Genomic DNA, 15,364 nt, shown 5'->3' on the forward strand with positions numbered 1-15,364 from the left:
CTCTGGCGGGCACGAGCGCAGCGAGGAGAGGTCATGACCACCCATCCGGACCCGGTACGCGACACGCCCGAGGCGTACTCCGCCCCGGCGCAGCCGGCCGAGCCGAGCCCGGCGCAGCCGGCCGCTCCGGCCCCGCTGGCCACCGCCGTGTGGACCGAGGGCGTCGACACCGTGCCGCGCGCCGGTGGCACCCCGGGCGAGCTCCAGCCGTACACCGAGCTTGGCCTGCGGGACGACGAGTACGACCGGATCCGGCAGATCCTCGGCCGCCGGCCCACGCAGTCCGAGCTGGCGATGTACTCGATCATGTGGAGCGAGCACTGCTCCTACAAGTCGAGCAAGGTGCACCTGCGCCAGTTCGGTGAGAAGGCTCCGCCCAGCGACCGGATGCTCGCCGGCATCGGCGAGAACGCCGGAGTCGTGCAGGTCTCCGAGGAGCTGGCGGTCACCTTCAAGGTCGAGTCGCACAACCACCCGAGCTTCGTCGAGCCGTACCAGGGCGCGGCGACAGGCGTCGGCGGCATCGTCCGGGACATCCTGGCCATGGGTGCCCGCCCGGTCGCGGTGATGGACCCGCTGCGCTTCGGTGCCGCGGACCACCCGGACACCGCCCGCGTGCTCACCGGTGTGGTTGCCGGCGTCGGCGGCTACGGCAACTGCCTGGGCCTGCCCAACATCGGTGGTGAGCTGGTCTTCGACCCCTCCTACCAGGGCAACCCACTGCTCAACGCGCTCTGTCTGGGCGTGCTGCCGGTCAGTCGGCTGCAGAACAAGGCCGCCGCCGGCCCGGGCAACGTTGTCGTCCTGATGGGCGCCAAGACCGGCCGCGATGGCATCGGCGGCGTCTCGGTGCTGGCCAGCGCCACCTTCGACGAGGGCAGCGAGGCCCGCCGGCCCGCCGTGCAGGTTGGTGACCCGTTCACCGAGAAGCTGCTGATCGAGGCGTGCCTCGAGCTGTACGACGGCCAGCTGGTCGTCGGCATCCAGGACCTCGGCGGCGCCGGTCTGACCTGCGCGCTCACCGAGACCGCCGCCGCGGCCAGCACCGGCATGCGGGTCTGGCTGGAGCGGGTTCCGCTGCGCGAGCCCTCGATGGACCCGCACGAGATCCTGGCCAGCGAGTCGCAGGAGCGGATGCTGCTGGTCGTCGAGCCGGACAAGCTCGACGCGGTGCTCAAGACCTGCGAGAAGTGGGGCGTCCTCGCCACCGCGATCGGTGAGGTCACCGCACCGGAGCCGGACGGCAGCCCGGGTCGACTGCTGATCACCTGGCAGGACCACCTGGTCGTCGACGTGCCGCCGGGTTCGCTCGTCGACGACGGCCCGGTCTACGCCCGGCCGATGCGTGAGCCGGCCGACCTGATCCTGCTGCAGGCCGACCGGGCCGAGACGCTGCCCCGCCCGGCCGACCCGGAGGCGCTGCGGGAGACCGTGCTGCGCATGATCGCGTCGCCCAACCTGTGCGACAAGAGCTGGGTCACCGAGCAGTACGACCGCTACGTGCTGGGCAACACCGTGCTCGCCCAGCCGGAGGACGGCGGTGTGATCCGGATCGACGAGCGCACCGGTCTCGGCGTGGCGCTGTCGGTGGACGGCAACGGCCGGTACGCCCGACTGGACCCGTACAACGGCACCAAGCTGGCCCTGGCCGAGGCGTACCGGAACGTGGCGGTGACCGGCGCGAAGCCGATCGCCGTGACCGACTGCCTCAACTTCGGCTCGCCGGAAGACCCGGGCGTGATGTGGCAGTTCGCCGAGGCCGTGCGCGGCCTGGCGGACGGCTGCCTGGAGCTGGGCATTCCGGTGACTGGCGGCAACGTCAGCTTCTACAACCAGACCGGCGCGGCGGCCATCCACCCGACCCCGGTGGTCGGTGTGCTGGGCGTGCTGGACAACGTCGCCGACCGGGTGCCGATGGGCTTCGTGCCGCGGCCCGGTGGCGACCACGACCAGCTCTACCTGCTCGGCGAGACGAACGTGGAGCTGTCCGGCTCGGAGTGGGCCTGGGTGACGCACGAGCACCTCGGTGGCATCCCGCCGCAGGTCGACCTGCTCCGCGAGAAGGCGCTGGCCGAGCTGCTGGCCGAGGCTGCCCGGGTGGGTCACCTGGCCTCCGCGCACGACCTCTCCGACGGCGGTCTCGCCCAGAGCCTGGTCGAGTCCTGCCTGCGGCGCGGCGTCGGTGCCCGGGTCGCGGTGCCGGAGCAGTTCGCCGAGGGCTCGATGCCGTTCGTCTACCTGTTCAGCGAGTCCGCCACGCGGGCGTTGGTGTCGGTGCCGCGCGGCCACGACAAGGCGTTCGCGGCGCTCTGCGCCGAGCGGGGGGTGCCGTTCGAGTTGATCGGTGTCACCGACCCGTCCGGTGGCGCGCTCGAGGTGCACGGTCAGTTCCGGATCGACCTGGACGAGCTGCGCAGGGCGCACACCGAGACGTTGCCGCGCCTCTTCGGGGGTTCGGCGGCAGTCGAGGTGCCCGCGCCGGCCGCCGGCGTGGCAGGCGCGGTCGAGGCCGTTCCCCTGCCGGTCGCCCAGGCCGAGCGGATCGACCCGGCTGAGGTGCTCTCCGAGCCGATCGCCACTTCGGGGCCTTCCCCGCAGACCGGCGCTGTCGAGCCGATCGGCCCGGCACAGCCCGGGCGGTCGTCCGAGTCTGACACCGGTGCAACCGAACCGTCGCCTGACGAGCGCTGAGGCGTTGGCGGCTGCTGTCTACGGCCAACCCGGTTCCGGTGCCCGGTTCGACTGGGGGCTGACCGGGGCGGCCGAGCTCGGCCGGGTCTGCGCGGCGCTTGTGGTGGTGGACGTGTTGTCGTTCACCACCGCCGTGGAGGTGGCGGTCGCCCGGGGCATGCGGGTGCACCCGTTCCCGTGGGGTGAGCAGGCCGCCGAGTACGCCGTGCGCGTCGGCGCGGTCGCCGCGGTGGGCCGACGGCGGGTGAGCGCGGACCATCCGTGGTCGCTCTCGCCCGCCGCACTGAGCACCGCGCCGGTGGTCGCGGATCTGGTTCTACCCTCGCCGAACGGCTCCGCCATCAGCGCCGCCGCGAGCGCCACCGGCCTGCCGGTGGTCGCGGCGTGCCTGCGTAACGCACGGGCCGTCGGGGGTTGGCTGCGCCGCCAGGGGTACGGCACGGTGGACGCTCCGATCGGTGTGATCGCCTCCGGGGAGCGGTGGCCGGACGGGTCGCTGCGCCCGTCGGTGGAGGACCAACTCGGCGCCGCCTCGGTGCTCGACGCCCTCTCCGGCGTCCCGGGCGGGCTGTCCGTGGAGGCCGCCATGGCACTTGCCGCGCTGGCGAGCACTCCGGACGTGCCCGCCGCGGTGCGGGGGAGCGTTTCCGGGCGGGAACTGACCGAGAGCGGCTTTGCCGAGGACGTGAACGTCGCCGTCCAAGTCGGCGTGTCGGATGTCGTGCCGGTGCTCAAGCAGGGTGTCTTCTCCGCCGCCTGAGCGGCGCTCAACCCGCGCCGGGCCGTGCCCGGTCGCGCGCCGGGCCGCGCCTTTGGTGATCGACTCGGCTTGCATGAAATTGGGGTGTCCAGGAATGCGGGACACCGCGACGTCATTGACCACGAGTGGATCCTGAATGTGAAACGGCCACCCGGAGATCCGGGTGGCCGCTTCCGTGCGCTGTGGTCGGTCAGTCGTCCAGCCAGTCGAGACGTCGGCCGCCCCGGTCGGTCGGCGGCGGGGTCTCCGGGCGGGGCCGACCGGCGGCCGGTTGGCCGTAGCCGCCGCCCTGTTCGTAGCCACGGTCGTCGTACCCGCCGCGCTGCTGCGGTGCAGGCTCCTGGCCGTAGCCGCCGCCCTGCTCGTATCCGCCGGCCGGTTGGCCGTAGCCGCCGCCCTGCTCGTAGCCACCGGCCTGCTGGCCGCCGTACCCGGGGGTCGGCTCGGCGGCCCGGCCGCCGTACGGAGCCTGGTCGGGCTGGCCGTACCCCTGGCCCTGCTCCGGCTGGTAGACGCCTGTGGCGTACGGGTCGGCCGGTGCCGGGTACTGGGTGTTGTCGCCGGTGTACCGGCCGGTCGGCTCGTCGTACCGCTCGCCGTAGGCGGCTCCACCAGCGGGAGCCGGCGGGTAGGCGGCGGTCCCCCCACCCTGGGCGGGGTAGTCGCGGCTGCCGTAGCCACCGCCGGACGCCGGCGCGTTGCCGTAGCCGCCACCGGAGGCGGGCGCGTTGCCGTAGCCGCCGGCCGGGGCGGGAGCGCCGCCGTAACCAGCACCGGAACCGGGTGCCGCACCGTAGCCGTCACCGGCGCCGTAGCCGCCCTCGGCGCCTGCCGGGGTGCCGTAGCCGCCACCGGAGGCGGGGGCGTTGCCGTAGCCGCCACCCGACGCGGGGGCGTTGCCGTAACCGCCGGCCCCGTAACCGCCAGGTGCCGGCTCGTCGCCGTAGCCGGCGCCGCCCCAACCCTGCTGCCCCGCGCCGCCGTAGGCCTGGGCCGGCGCGGCGTACGGGTCCGGTGGGACGTCGTCGACCACCGGGCGATGCATCATCGTCGGCGCCTCGCTCAGCGCGGCACCGCCGACCATTGTCGGGTCCGCCCCGCCGACGGGCCGGCCACCGGCCATCCGGGTCTGGTCGTCGGGGCCCCGGAAACCGCCCCGCGACGGCGGCACCACAGCGCCGCCACCAGCCGCGGCCGGGGCGTCGTCGTCGCCGCCGTTTTCCTTGCGCTTCATCCAGAGCAGGACGATCGTGCCCACACCGGCGGCCACCAGCAGACCACCGAGCAGGATGATCAGGTACGAGCCCGCGCCGTTGCCGCCTTCGTCGCTCTTCGAGGCGTTGGCCGGAGGGCCCGCGCTGGCGTCGCCGGCGGGCTGGTCGCCCGCGCCCTCGTCGGTCGGCTCCTCGCTGGGCGTGGCCTCGGCGGTGGTGGACGGCGTGACGCTTGGCGACACCTCGACCTTGATCGCGAGGCTGATCCGTTGCCCGGTGATGGCCTGCCCGGCAGCGGCGTTCAGGGTCTTGCGGGCCTGCACGTTGTCGAACGAGGCGCCCAGGTCGAGCCGACCCGGTGCGATCGGGTTGCCCGAGCTGCCGGTGATACGGAAGTTGCCGCTGCCGTCGCTCGTGGTGTCGAAGCGCTTGCCGGTGCTGTCCAGCAGGATGACCACCGCGTTCGGCACCGCCTTGCTGTCGGCCTGGGCGACCACCTTGCCGGAGACCGACTGCACGGTCTGCGTCTGCGGCGGCGGTGGCGCGGCGGCTGCCTTGACGGTGACCCGGAGCGTGCGGGAGTTACCGTCTCCCGAGACCGTGATCTTCGCCGAGCTTCCGTTGGCCGCGGGCGCGGTGGCCCCTGCCGTCAGGGTCAACGTCACCGACTTCGGCTCGGTCGAGTCACCGAAGTTGATCGGTCCGCAACCCCCGCAGGTGACGCCGTCGGGCAGGTCGGTGACGTCGATGTCCGCGGACTTCTCGTCCTGGTCCGGTCGGACGACCACGTTGACGGTGCTGCTCTTGCCTGCGTCGATCGTGACCGAGTTGTCGGCTGTGCTGATCTTGGCGGCCATTGCTGGTGTGGCGGGGACGGCGAGCAGAGCGCCGGCAACCAGCGCTACGACCACACCGGCCCGCTGGTTCCAGGCACGTCGGTGTGTTGACACGTCCACCGCCTTCCGGGCTGACTTCCCTCTGACCGGCGGGGCGCCGGGCCGGGGATCATCACGGTTCGAATACGCCGTCGGCAACTATGCCTTGTCCGACTGGATCGGCGCGACCCAGGGCCAACGTCAGGTGCTCGGCCGATGGGTCGTATCGTCCCTTCGTGTCCTCTCCGCACATTAAGTCCGCTGCCGTTGCGGCCGCGTTGTCGGCGCTCGACGAGGGGCGTACACCCGAACGGCCGGTGTTCCGAGAGGCGGTCCGGTCGCTGTTGGCCATCCTCGCGGAGCGCGCCCCCGGCCGATCGGTGGAGGTGCGCGTACCACCATACGGGGCGATCCAGTGCGTACCCGGACCTCGACACACCAGGGGAAACCCGTCAAACGTGGTCGAGATGGCCGCGGACACCTGGTTGGAGCTGGCCACCGGGCGGATCGGGTGGGCGGAGGCGGTCACCGAGGGTCGCGTCCAGATGAGTGGTGTCCGGGCGGACCTCTCGGCCTATCTGCCCCTCTGATCGTCCGATGTCCTACTCCCGTGACGCTCAGCATGGAAGACGTGACTATCTGTGTCGATGGCGATTCGCGTACACTGTCAGGCGATGAGAGTGGTCCCGGCAGACGAGTGTGGATCCGCCCGTGATCCCGCCCAGCCGGTCCAGACCAGCATGAGGGAGCGGTAGGTGCCCCGAGGCGACGGCCGGCTGAGCCACGACCTTGACCCCCAACGACCTGGCCCCCAAGACGCCTGTGGTGTCTTCGGCGTCTGGGCGCCCGGCGAAGAGGTCGCGAACCTGACCTACTTCGGCCTCTACGCCCTGCAGCACCGCGGCCAGGAGGCGGCGGGCATCGCGGTGAGCGATGGCTCCGGCGTGGTGGTCTACAAGGACCTCGGCCTGGTGGCCCAGGTCTTCGACGAGCCCACCCTGGCGAGCCTGCGCGGCCACCTGGCCATCGGGCACGCCCGTTACTCCACGACCGGCGCGTCCAACTGGGAGAACGCCCAGCCGACGATCCGGTCCACCACCTCCGGCACGACCATCGCGTTGGCCCACAACGGCAACCTGGTCAACACCGCCGAGCTGGAGAAGGAGGTCGCCGAGCGCGGCCTCGTCGCGGACGGTTCGACAAACGACACCTCACTGGTGACGATGCTGCTCGCCGGCCGACCGGATCTGTCGGTCGAGGCGGCCGCACTGGAGGTGCTGCCGCAGCTGCGCGGCGCGTTCAGCTTCGTCTTCATGGACGAGTCGACCCTCTACGCGGCCCGCGATCCGCACGGCGTCCGCCCGCTGGTGCTCGGCCGTCTGGAGCGCGGGTGGGTGGTGGCCAGCGAGACGGCCGCACTGGACATCGTCGGCGCGAGCGTGGTCCGTGAGGTCGAGCCGGGCGAGCTGATCGCGATCGACGAGAACGGGCTGCGCTCCACCCGGTTCGCCGCGCCCGAGCCGAAGGGCTGCCTCTTCGAGTACGTCTACATCGCCCGCCCGGACGCCACGATCGCCGGGCGCAACGTCCACGCGGCGCGCGTGCAGATCGGTCGGCAGTTGGCCAAGGAGCACCCGGTCGAGGCCGACCTGGTGATCCCGGTGCCGGAGTCCGGCACCCCGGCAGCGATCGGCTACGCGGAGGCGTCCGGCATCACCTACGGCGCCGGCCTCATGAAGAACCCGTACGTGGGTCGCACGTTCATCCAGCCGTCGCAGACCCTGCGTCAGCTCGGCATCCGCCTCAAGCTCAACCCGCTGCGGGAGAACGTCCGGGGCAAGCGGTTGGTGGTCGTGGACGACTCGATCGTCCGGGGCAACACCCAGCGCGCCATCGTCCGGATGCTGCGTGAGGCGGGGGCGCTGGAGGTGCACGTCCGGATCTCCTCCCCGCCCGTGAGTTGGCCGTGCTTCTACGGCATCGACTTCGCCACCCGGGCGGAGCTGCTGGCCAACGGGTTGGACAACGACGGCATCCGGCGCTCCATCGGCGCCGACACGCTGGGTTACGTTTCCCTTCCTGGCCTGATCGCCGCAACCGAGCAGCCGAAGACCCGGCTGTGTCGGGCATGTTTCGATGGGGAGTACCCGATCGAGTTGCCGGCCGGCAACCTGATCGGCAAGCACGTGCTCGAAGGGGTGGGTCGACGGGTCGCGAACTCGACGCCGGAAGCCCCGCACACAAACGGCACGTCCGTCGCCACTCCGGGTGGCGTTACCGCAAACCGCCCGTAGCACCAACCGGCGCGGCCCGGCCACCGTCGGCGCGGCACCGAGAACCAAAGGGGAGAACCGTGACGCACGTGTCCGAGCGCAACGGCGCAGGAAGCAGCCCGACCGGCGCCGGCGGCGACCGACAGCCCTGGACTGCCGGCACCAGCCGGCAGGCCCGCAAACGTTCGGTTTCGTACGCCGACGCCGGAGTCTCCATCGACGCGGGCGACCGCGCGGTGGAGCTGCTCAAGTCGAAGGTGCGTCAGACCCGCCGCCCTGAGGTGCTGGGTGACCTCGGTGGGTTCGCCGGCCTGTTCCGGCTGGACACGAAGAAGTACAAGAGCCCGATCCTGGCGTCCTCCACCGACGGGGTGGGCACCAAGCTGGTGATCGCTCAGCAGATGGACATTCACGACACGGTCGGCATCGACCTGGTCGCCATGGTCGTGGACGACCTGGTGGCCTGCGGTGCCGAGCCGCTCTTCCTGCTCGACTACATCGCCACCGGCGAGGTCGTGCCGGACAAGGTCGCCGAGATCGGCGCGGGCATCGCCGACGGCTGCCGCTACGCCGGCTGCGCGCTGCTGGGCGGGGAGACCGCCGAGCACCCCGGCGTCCTGCGCCCCGACGAGTACGACATCTCCGCGACCGGTGTCGGCGTGGTCGAGGAAGCCGACATCCTCAGCCCGGAGCGGGTCGAGGTGGGCGACGTGGTGATCGCCATGCGCTCGTCCGGCCTGCACTCCAACGGTTACTCGCTGGTCCGGCACGTGCTGCTCGGCGCCGCCCGGATGCGACTGGACATCGTGATCGACGACTTCGGCCGGCAGCGGACCCTGGGCGAGGAGCTGCTCACCCCGACCAAGATCTACGCCAAGGACTGCCTCAAGCTGATCGCCGAGGCGGAGGTGCGGGCGCTGTCCCACATCACCGGCGGCGGTATCCCCGGCAACCTGGTCCGGGTGCTGCCGGAGCACGTCGACGCCGTGGTCAACCGGTCCACCTGGAAGCCGCAGCCGATCTTCGACCTGATCCAGTCGAAGGGTCGCATCGACGACCACGACATGGAGTCGACCTTCAACATGGGCGTCGGCATGTTCGCGATCGTCTCGGCCGAGGACGCTGACCGCGCGCTGGCCACCCTGACCGGCCGTGGAGTCGAGGCGTGGCAGGCCGGCGAGATCATCGAGGGCACCGGCAACGTGCAGATGGTCGGTCAGCACACCCGCGGTTGATCACGCGCTGGTGATCGTACGGGCACCTGATCAGGGCTTCACCCGAGTGGCCAATGCCGCCTAGCCTGAAGGGCTCAGGCTAGGCGGAGGAGGGTGATGGCTGCTCGGGGACAGACGTTCAGCGGGATGCGCGGTCTGGCGGCCGTCCCGTCGTACGTCGTCATGCAGCCGACCACCCTCTGCAACCTCGACTGCGCATACTGCTACCTGCCGTTTCGGGCCACCGACCAGCGGATGCCGGTGGCGGTGGCCGCGGCGGTCGCGGCGGCGGTCAACCCCTGGGCGGCCGCAGGCCGGTTCTCGGTCGTCTGGCACGGCGGAGAGCCGCTGGCGGCCGGCCGGGAGCACCTGGCCGACCTGATGGCCCCGTTCGGGCCCGAGGTCGAGCATCACGTGCAGACGAACGCCACCCTGATCGACGACGACTGGTGTGACTTCTTCACCCGGCACGAGATGCGGGTGAGCGTGAGCGTCGACGGGCCCCGGGAGCGCAACGGTGACCGGGTCAACCGGGGCGGCCAGCCGGCGTACGACCGGATCCTGCGGGGTGTCGCCGCGTTGCGTCGGCACGGCCTGCCGTTCTCCGCTCTGGCCGTGGTGTCCCGACCGGAGCCGGGGCTCGCCACCGAGCTGTACGACTACTTCCTCGACCTTGGGTGCGACGTGTTGGGCGTCAACATCGAGGAGACCGAGGGGGTCAACACCCGCGACAACAGCCACGACCCGGCGGCGGTGACCGGCTTCTGGGCCGAGTTGGTCGCGGCCTGGCGTCGGGAGCCCCGGATCCACCTGCGCGAGATCGAGTGGTCGCTGCGCTACGCCGCGGCCGTGCTCGACAACTCGGCGGACGGGGTGCTGCCCCGCCAACTGGACCCGATCCCGACGATCGGCCACGACGGCTCGGTGATCGTCCTGTCCCCGGAGTTGGCCGGCTTCAGCGACCCTCGGTACGGCGACTTCAGCAGCGGCAACGTGCTGCGGGCCCCGCTGGCGGAGATTCTCGCCGGTGCGGGGGCGACGCCGTGGGTCGGGGAGTTTCTGGCCGGCGTGGAGGCGTGTCGGGTCTCCTGCCCGTACTTCGGCTTCTGCGGTGGTGGCCATGCCGCCAACCGTTACTTCGAGCTGGGGCGTTTTGACGGTACCGAGACCGAGCACTGCCGCAACAGCAAGATCCGCCTACTGGAGGGAGTGTTGGAGCATGCCCGAGACCACAGGTCACCGGCGCCCTGAGCGCGAAGCGGACGACGGCGTCACCGAACGGGTGCGGGAGGCGGGTCCTGCGCTCGTCGCGCTGCTGCAGGAGGCCGAAGACGCGCGGAGGCTGCGCTCCGAGGTTTCGGGAAGCGACGGCGCCAGCGCGGTCTGCGCCTGGAACCACTTCGAGAACATCCCGACGTTCTACAACTGGAACAATCGCCCACGCTGAGGTGAGCCACGATCGGGGGCCTGTCGAGCGACCGGAATGACTCCGGTCGGGGTCAGGCCCCTGATCGTCGGCTACTACACCTGCACGGAACGTGCGTGAGCACGCGGACTTACCGCGTGCTCAGTTGCGTCGAGAGGTCAGCGGGTCGGACGGACCCAGGGATCCGGGTCGTCCTCCGCGTGATCCTCATCATCGTCGTCGACGGACTCTTTCGAGTTGTCGTCGAAGTGGTGCTCAGACTTACCAGCACCCGCCAGTTCGCGCTGCAAGGCGGTGAGGTCGGTGTTCGGGGAGTGGTACTTCAACTCCCGCGCCACCTTCGTCTGCTTGGCCTTAGCACGGCCGCGCCCCATGGCTCGACCCCCTCGCACAGAATGCGGGGCAGCCCGAAGGCGGGCCCCGATGACGTCAGGCATCTCTCGTGGCTCTTACGGTACATGGGGATGCCGTCGTTCGGCACCTCGGGTTACCGTCAGCCGGCTCTGCGCGTCGCGTCGATCCGGCCGTCACCCAGTGTACCGGGTAAGGAGTGGAACGGTTAGCACCCGTGACACCGGACAAACCGCATCAAAGTTGACCCGACTTCAGCTTACCCAGCCCGAGCCGGCCACGGAGGCCCGGAGGCGGATCCCGTCGACCCGCCTCCGGGAACGCTCAGCGCAGGTGGATCCCGCGCAGCCGGCCGATGTCCGCCATCCGCCGCTCCGCCAGCCGGTCGGCGGCCACCGCCGGCGGCACGCCCTCGGCGTCAGCCAGGCGCAGGATCTCCCGGGTGGTGTCGTAGATCCGGGTCGCCCGCAGCTTGGCCCGATCGAAGTTGAAGCCCTCGATCTCGTCGGCCACCTGGATGACGCCGCCCGCGTTGACGACGTAGTCGGGCGTGTAGAGGATGCCCCGGTCGGCGAGCAGCTTCTCGATGCCCGGGTGGGCGAGCTGGTTGTTCGCCGCACCGGCCACCACCTTGGCGCGCAGCGCCGGCACGGTCTCGTCGTTCAGGGCGCCACCCAGCGCGCAGGGGGCGTACACGTCGATGTCCGCGGCGGCCAGCGCGCTGGCGTCGTCCAGGAGGGTGACCTGCGGGTGGTTGGTACGCACCCACGCCAGCGCCTTCGGGTTGACGTCGGTGGCGACCACCTCGGCGCCGTCGTCGAGCAGGTGCCCGGTGAGGTACTTGCCGACCTTGCCCAACCCGGCCACCCCGACCCGTCGGCCCCGCAGGCTCGGCGTGCCCCAGACGTGCTCGGCTGCCGCCCGCATGCCCTGGAAGACGCCCCAGGCGGTGAGGATCGACGAGTCGCCGGCTCCGCCGTGCTCCACGCTGCGCCCGGTCACGTAGCGGGTCTCCCGGGCCACGACGTCCATGTCCGCCACGTACGTGCCGACGTCGCAGGCGGTGTAGTAGCGACCGCCGAGCGACTCCACGAAGCGACCGTACGCGCGCAGCAGCGCCTCGCTCTTGATCTGCTCCGGGTCGCCCCAGATGACGGCCTTGCCGCCGCCCAGGTCCAGCCCGGCGAGCGCGTTCTTGTACGCCATCCCGCGCGACAGGTCGAGCACGTCGGAGAGGGCGTCCTCTTCGCTGACGTACGGGTAGAAGCGGGTGCCGCCGAGCGCCGGCCCCAGCGCGGTGGAGTAGATCCCGATGATCGCCTTCAGGCCGCTCTGCTTGTCCTGGCAGAACACGACCTGCTCGTGACCTGTCGATACCGGGTCGTCGGTGCTCGCGAATACACCCATTGTTGGCTCCTGGAGTGGTGTGCGCCCTTGTGGGACGCGGACCTGCTGGACGCCGGCGGGATGCTGCCGGTGTGATCGAGCCTAGTATCGGCCGCCGTACGAGCGCTCGACGCGCCGCCGCCGTCCCACGTTGCGGCGCGCGTGGTCCGGCCGCTGACCGCGTACGGGTGCGGTTCGTGGGAGGATCGCGCCGTGCCGTCGCTCTTCGCTTCTTACCTGCGCGTGTACGAACCGTTGACCGCCTTCGACCGAGACCGGCAGAGCTACTGGCGCCGTTACGTCTCGGAGGGGCGGGCGGTGGCCCCGGTCGAGGGTCCCGGCCGGCAGCGGACGGCGGTGATCGAGGCGCTGGGTGCTGGCTGGACCCGGCTGCCGGACCTGCCGGAGGAGGCGTACGTCCTGGAGACGGACGACAGCCTGCTGGTCTGCCCCTGGAACCTGCGGATCCGGGTCGCTGAGGCGGCGCTCAGCGCCCGGGACGGGGTGCCCTCGGTGCTGGCCGACGCGTTCGTGCCGCCGGTGCTCGCCGGGCAGGCGAGGGCGGTGATCGACGACTGGCGCAGCGGGGCCCGGGTGCTGGAGCACGGGGTGCCCCGGGTGCACGAGCAGATCGCCACGTGGGGTGTGCCGCTGCGCTGGTTCGTGCTCTTCGAGCCGGCCGAGCGGGACCTGGTGACCCAGCCGGGCCGGCGGTGGTTGCGCTACCGCACGGAGATCTCCAAGGCCCGCCGTCGCTCGTCCCGGGCGCTGTCCGTGCTGCGCAAGTCGGTGGGCGAGGCGCCGATCACCGAGGCGGTGGAGGAGGCGGCTCGCTGGCTGGAGGAGTTCCATCCCCGGTCGGTTGTCGAACTGGACTACGGCGGCCTTGTCGACCTGCTCTCCGACGAGACCCTGGCGGCGGACGACTCGCCCGAACTGGTCGCCGCCGGCCTGGCGGGGCTCTCGCGGGGTGAGGCGGAGGAGGCGTCCGCCGCGTACGACACGTTGGTGGCCCGGTGGCGCGCGGTGCAGCTGCTGGAGCGGTGCAACTAGGACAAATCGTCGTAGGAGCGCTCCCAAGGTGAGGGACGCTCGTAGTTGACGCATCACGAACCGTGATCATGAGTCCGAATAAGGTAGATTCTGCCGTGTAAAAGTCGTAAAAATCGGGCATGGTTCATCCGTCCGTCTAGGGACCTTCATCCGTTCGGCCCATGTCGGACATCGGGGACTAGCCGGACCATGGGAGACGCGTCGGCCGGCGGGACCCCGGCCGATGTCTATACATGTGGAGGAGTGACCGATGGCATCGCGAACGCACGAACCAGAGCCGCTACTCACGCCGGCCGAGGTGGCGTCGATGTTCCGTGTCGACCCGAAGACGGTGACCCGGTGGGCCAAGGCGGGCAAGCTCAGCGCCATCCGCACCCTGGGTGGTCACCGTCGATACCGCGAGTCGGAGGTCAGGGCGCTGTTGCAGGGTCAGATCCCGCAGCAGCGGCAGGGCGACTGAGCGGCACCAGTTTTTCCGGTCAGGGGCGGTGGATCTCGATCCGCCGCCCCTTTCCATGACCGGGGGCGAGGTCAGACCGCCGTCAGCGCCGGACCTCGGCCAGCGTCACCCGGATGCCGACAGTGCCGCCCTCGCCGCGGCGCAGCCGGCTGCCGAGCAGGCTCAACCGGCCGATCACCCGGTATTTGTGCTTGAGCAGGTCGCGAATGCGACCGGTGTCCCCGCTGCCGCAGATCGTCGCGTGCGCCGGCACCTCCGCGCCATGCGGCCGGCCCCGCACGTCGCACGGCGCCAGGGTCACCTCGCCGTTGTTGCGGATCCGTTTGACCTTGCCCGAGTCGGCTCGGGTCCAGACCGCCAGCGCCTCACCGTCACGGACCGCCCAGACCGGGGTCGGCACCGCTCGACCGTCCTTGCGGAAGGTCGTGAGCAGCAGATACTTCTCGGCGGACAGCCGGTCCAACACGGTCACGCCCGCCAGGATACGACCGCTGCGGGCCACCCAGTGGCCGGATAGCGTGAACGTCGTGACGGGCGAGCCTCAAATCGGTGACGTGATCGGCGAACTGCTGCGGGACACGCTTGCCGTGGCCACCGGGGTGGGCCCTCGACCGCTCGTCGGCGGCCGACTACCCCGGCCGGTCATCGAGATCATCGAGCGGGACGACGGTCTGATCAATGGCGCTCCGGCCGCGCACTACCTGGACGGGCCGCAGGAGTGGCAGCCGTACGACCACCGGGCGGTGGACCGGGCGCGCGGCGAGACGCTCGACATCGGCACCGGCGCCGGCCGGATCGCGCTGCTGCTGCAGGAGCGCGGCGTACCGGTCACCGGGCTGGACACCTCCGCGGGCGCGCTCGCGGTCAGCCGGCGTCGTGGCGTCCGGCGGCTGGTGCACGGCACCGTCGACACGCACGTCGCCGACGGTCGGCGGTACGACACGTTTCTGCTGCTCGGCAACAACCTCGGGCTGTTCGAGGGCCCGCAACGCGCCCCCGGGTTCCTGGCCGCGCTCGCCGCGCTGGCCCGACCGGGAGCGCAGATCATCGCGCACGGCACCGACCCGTACGGCACCCGCGACCCGCTGCACACCAGCTACCACGAGCGCAACCGCCGTCAGGGCCGGCTCGGGGGTCAGCTCCGGCTCCGGCTGCGCTACCGCGAGCTGAGCACCGAATGGTTCGACTACCTGGTGTGCTCGGCAGACGAGTTCGCCGCGCTTGTGCACGGCACCGGCTGGCAGCTCACCGATGTGGACGACCGGGACGCCCCCTACTACCTGGCCACCCTGCGCCTCGCCGGGTGAGCGACGGCCCCTGCGCCAGCGAGCGCAGGGGCCGTCGTACCGCTCAGACCTGGACGGTCGGGGGGAGCTGCTCGGGCGGGAGGCCGCCGTCACCGTCGACCACCTCGTCCGGCTGGCCGTCCTCGTCGATGTCGACCATGGTGATGTCCACCTTGCCGTCACCGTCGGTGTCGAACTGGAACAGGTCGGCCTTGCCGTCGCCGTCGGTGTCCACCACCCACACATCCGTCTTGCCGTCGTTGTTGGTGTCCGCGCGCAGCAGCTCGACCCGCTCGTCGCCCCGGGTCTCCACGATCGCGGAGTCGGTGACGCTCTCCGGTGCCTGGCTCATGTCGACTGGTCCTTCCCTCGATT

15 protein-coding genes are annotated in these 15,364 nt (G+C 71.2%); 10 read left to right on the forward strand and 5 right to left on the reverse strand.

Features of this window, described 5'->3' with window-relative positions:
• Positions 1–33: 33 nt before the first annotated feature.
• Together purL and ACLQ29_RS07530 are read left to right on the forward strand one after the other, a co-directional pair.
• Positions 34–2,691 (forward strand): phosphoribosylformylglycinamidine synthase subunit PurL, encoded by a 2,658-nt coding sequence (gene purL, locus ACLQ29_RS07525; protein WP_425770921.1) that lies wholly within the window; start codon positions 34–36, stop codon positions 2,689–2,691.
• 4 nt (positions 2,692–2,695) lie between these two features.
• Positions 2,696–3,451 carry a 2-phosphosulfolactate phosphatase gene (locus tag ACLQ29_RS07530; protein ID WP_425771239.1) on the forward strand — a complete coding sequence of 252 codons (756 nt, stop codon included), beginning with the start codon at positions 2,696–2,698 and terminating at the stop codon, positions 3,449–3,451.
• 190 nt (positions 3,452–3,641) lie between these two features.
• Here ACLQ29_RS07530 and ACLQ29_RS07535 read toward each other — a convergent pair whose 3' ends face one another.
• Complete coding sequence (locus tag ACLQ29_RS07535) at positions 3,642–5,615, reverse strand: hypothetical protein (protein ID WP_425770922.1); 1,974 nt, start codon at positions 5,613–5,615, stop codon at positions 3,642–3,644.
• A 161-nt stretch (positions 5,616–5,776) separates the two neighbouring features.
• Here ACLQ29_RS07535 and ACLQ29_RS07540 point away from each other — a divergent pair, with 161 nt between their 5' ends.
• The 5 genes from ACLQ29_RS07540 (at position 5,777) to amcA (ending at position 10,474) form a co-directional block, all read left to right on the forward strand.
• Positions 5,777–6,130 carry a sterol carrier family protein gene (locus ACLQ29_RS07540; RefSeq protein WP_425770923.1) on the forward strand — a complete coding sequence of 118 codons (354 nt, stop codon included), beginning with the start codon at positions 5,777–5,779 and terminating at the stop codon, positions 6,128–6,130.
• A gap of 165 nt (positions 6,131–6,295) precedes the next feature.
• On the forward strand, positions 6,296–7,834 hold the full coding sequence (gene purF / locus ACLQ29_RS07545; protein WP_393365377.1) for an amidophosphoribosyltransferase: 1,539 nt from the start codon (positions 6,296–6,298) through the stop codon (positions 7,832–7,834).
• A gap of 59 nt (positions 7,835–7,893) precedes the next feature.
• The gene (purM, locus tag ACLQ29_RS07550; protein WP_425770924.1) at positions 7,894–9,048 is read left to right on the forward strand and encodes a phosphoribosylformylglycinamidine cyclo-ligase; all 1,155 of its coding nucleotides are present in this window, start codon (positions 7,894–7,896) and stop codon (positions 9,046–9,048) included.
• Positions 9,049–9,174: 126 nt separating this feature from the next.
• Complete coding sequence (gene amcB, locus ACLQ29_RS07555) at positions 9,175–10,278, forward strand: cyclophane-forming radical SAM peptide maturase AmcB (protein WP_425771240.1); 1,104 nt, start codon at positions 9,175–9,177, stop codon at positions 10,276–10,278.
• Entirely contained in the window at positions 10,247–10,474 is a 228-nt protein-coding gene (amcA, locus tag ACLQ29_RS07560; RefSeq protein ID WP_393365381.1) for a multiple cyclophane-containing RiPP AmcA, read from the forward strand. The genes amcB and amcA overlap by 32 nt, the downstream gene beginning before the upstream one ends.
• Before the next feature lie 137 nt (positions 10,475–10,611).
• Here amcA and ACLQ29_RS07565 read toward each other — a convergent pair whose 3' ends face one another.
• Positions 10,612–10,827 (reverse strand): DUF3073 domain-containing protein, encoded by a 216-nt coding sequence (locus ACLQ29_RS07565; protein WP_425770925.1) that lies wholly within the window; start codon positions 10,825–10,827, stop codon positions 10,612–10,614.
• 301 nt (positions 10,828–11,128) lie between these two features.
• Positions 11,129–12,211 (reverse strand): Glu/Leu/Phe/Val family dehydrogenase, encoded by a 1,083-nt coding sequence (locus ACLQ29_RS07570; protein WP_425770926.1) that lies wholly within the window; start codon positions 12,209–12,211, stop codon positions 11,129–11,131.
• A gap of 192 nt (positions 12,212–12,403) precedes the next feature.
• Here ACLQ29_RS07570 and ACLQ29_RS07575 point away from each other — a divergent pair, with 192 nt between their 5' ends.
• On the forward strand, positions 12,404–13,243 hold the full coding sequence (locus ACLQ29_RS07575; RefSeq protein WP_393365386.1) for a hypothetical protein: 840 nt from the start codon (positions 12,404–12,406) through the stop codon (positions 13,241–13,243).
• A 250-nt stretch (positions 13,244–13,493) separates the two neighbouring features.
• Positions 13,494–13,703, forward strand: a complete 210-nt coding sequence (locus ACLQ29_RS07580; protein ID WP_007073996.1) for a BldC family transcriptional regulator — start codon at positions 13,494–13,496, stop codon at positions 13,701–13,703.
• Positions 13,704–13,785: 82 nt separating this feature from the next.
• On the opposite strand, the gene ACLQ29_RS07585 is transcribed toward ACLQ29_RS07580, so the two are convergent.
• On the reverse strand, positions 13,786–14,175 hold the full coding sequence (locus tag ACLQ29_RS07585) for a PPOX class F420-dependent oxidoreductase (RefSeq protein ID WP_425770927.1): 390 nt from the start codon (positions 14,173–14,175) through the stop codon (positions 13,786–13,788).
• A 55-nt stretch (positions 14,176–14,230) separates the two neighbouring features.
• Between ACLQ29_RS07585 and ACLQ29_RS07590 the strand changes: the two genes are divergently transcribed.
• Positions 14,231–15,010 carry a class I SAM-dependent methyltransferase gene (locus tag ACLQ29_RS07590; RefSeq protein ID WP_425770928.1) on the forward strand — a complete coding sequence of 260 codons (780 nt, stop codon included), beginning with the start codon at positions 14,231–14,233 and terminating at the stop codon, positions 15,008–15,010.
• 43 nt (positions 15,011–15,053) lie between these two features.
• Here ACLQ29_RS07590 and ACLQ29_RS07595 read toward each other — a convergent pair whose 3' ends face one another.
• Positions 15,054–15,341: a hypothetical protein gene (locus ACLQ29_RS07595; RefSeq protein ID WP_357243566.1), complete on the reverse strand. Its 288-nt coding sequence runs from the start codon at positions 15,339–15,341 to the stop codon at positions 15,054–15,056.
• Positions 15,342–15,364 lie beyond the last annotated feature (23 nt).

The sequence above is a fragment of the Micromonospora sp. DT228 genome, from assembly GCF_049841595.1.
Lineage (GTDB): Bacteria > Actinomycetota > Actinomycetes > Mycobacteriales > Micromonosporaceae > Micromonospora.

What these genes read in the sequence shown, in the direction of transcription:
- purL (WP_425770921.1), top strand. Translation starts at nt 34, where the DNA reads ATGACCACCCATCCGGACCCGGTACGCGACACGCCCGAGGCGTACTCC.
- amcB (WP_425771240.1), top strand. Translation starts at nt 9,175, where the DNA reads ATGCGCGGTCTGGCGGCCGTCCCGTCGTACGTCGTCATGCAGCCGACC.
- amcA (WP_393365381.1), top strand. Translation starts at nt 10,247, where the DNA reads ATGCCCGAGACCACAGGTCACCGGCGCCCTGAGCGCGAAGCGGACGAC.
- ACLQ29_RS07565 (WP_425770925.1), bottom strand. Translation starts at nt 10,827, where the DNA reads ATGGGGCGCGGCCGTGCTAAGGCCAAGCAGACGAAGGTGGCGCGGGAG.
- ACLQ29_RS07570 (WP_425770926.1), bottom strand. Translation starts at nt 12,211, where the DNA reads ATGGGTGTATTCGCGAGCACCGACGACCCGGTATCGACAGGTCACGAG.
- ACLQ29_RS07580 (WP_007073996.1), top strand. Translation starts at nt 13,494, where the DNA reads ATGGCATCGCGAACGCACGAACCAGAGCCGCTACTCACGCCGGCCGAG.
- ACLQ29_RS07595 (WP_357243566.1), bottom strand. Translation starts at nt 15,341, where the DNA reads ATGAGCCAGGCACCGGAGAGCGTCACCGACTCCGCGATCGTGGAGACC.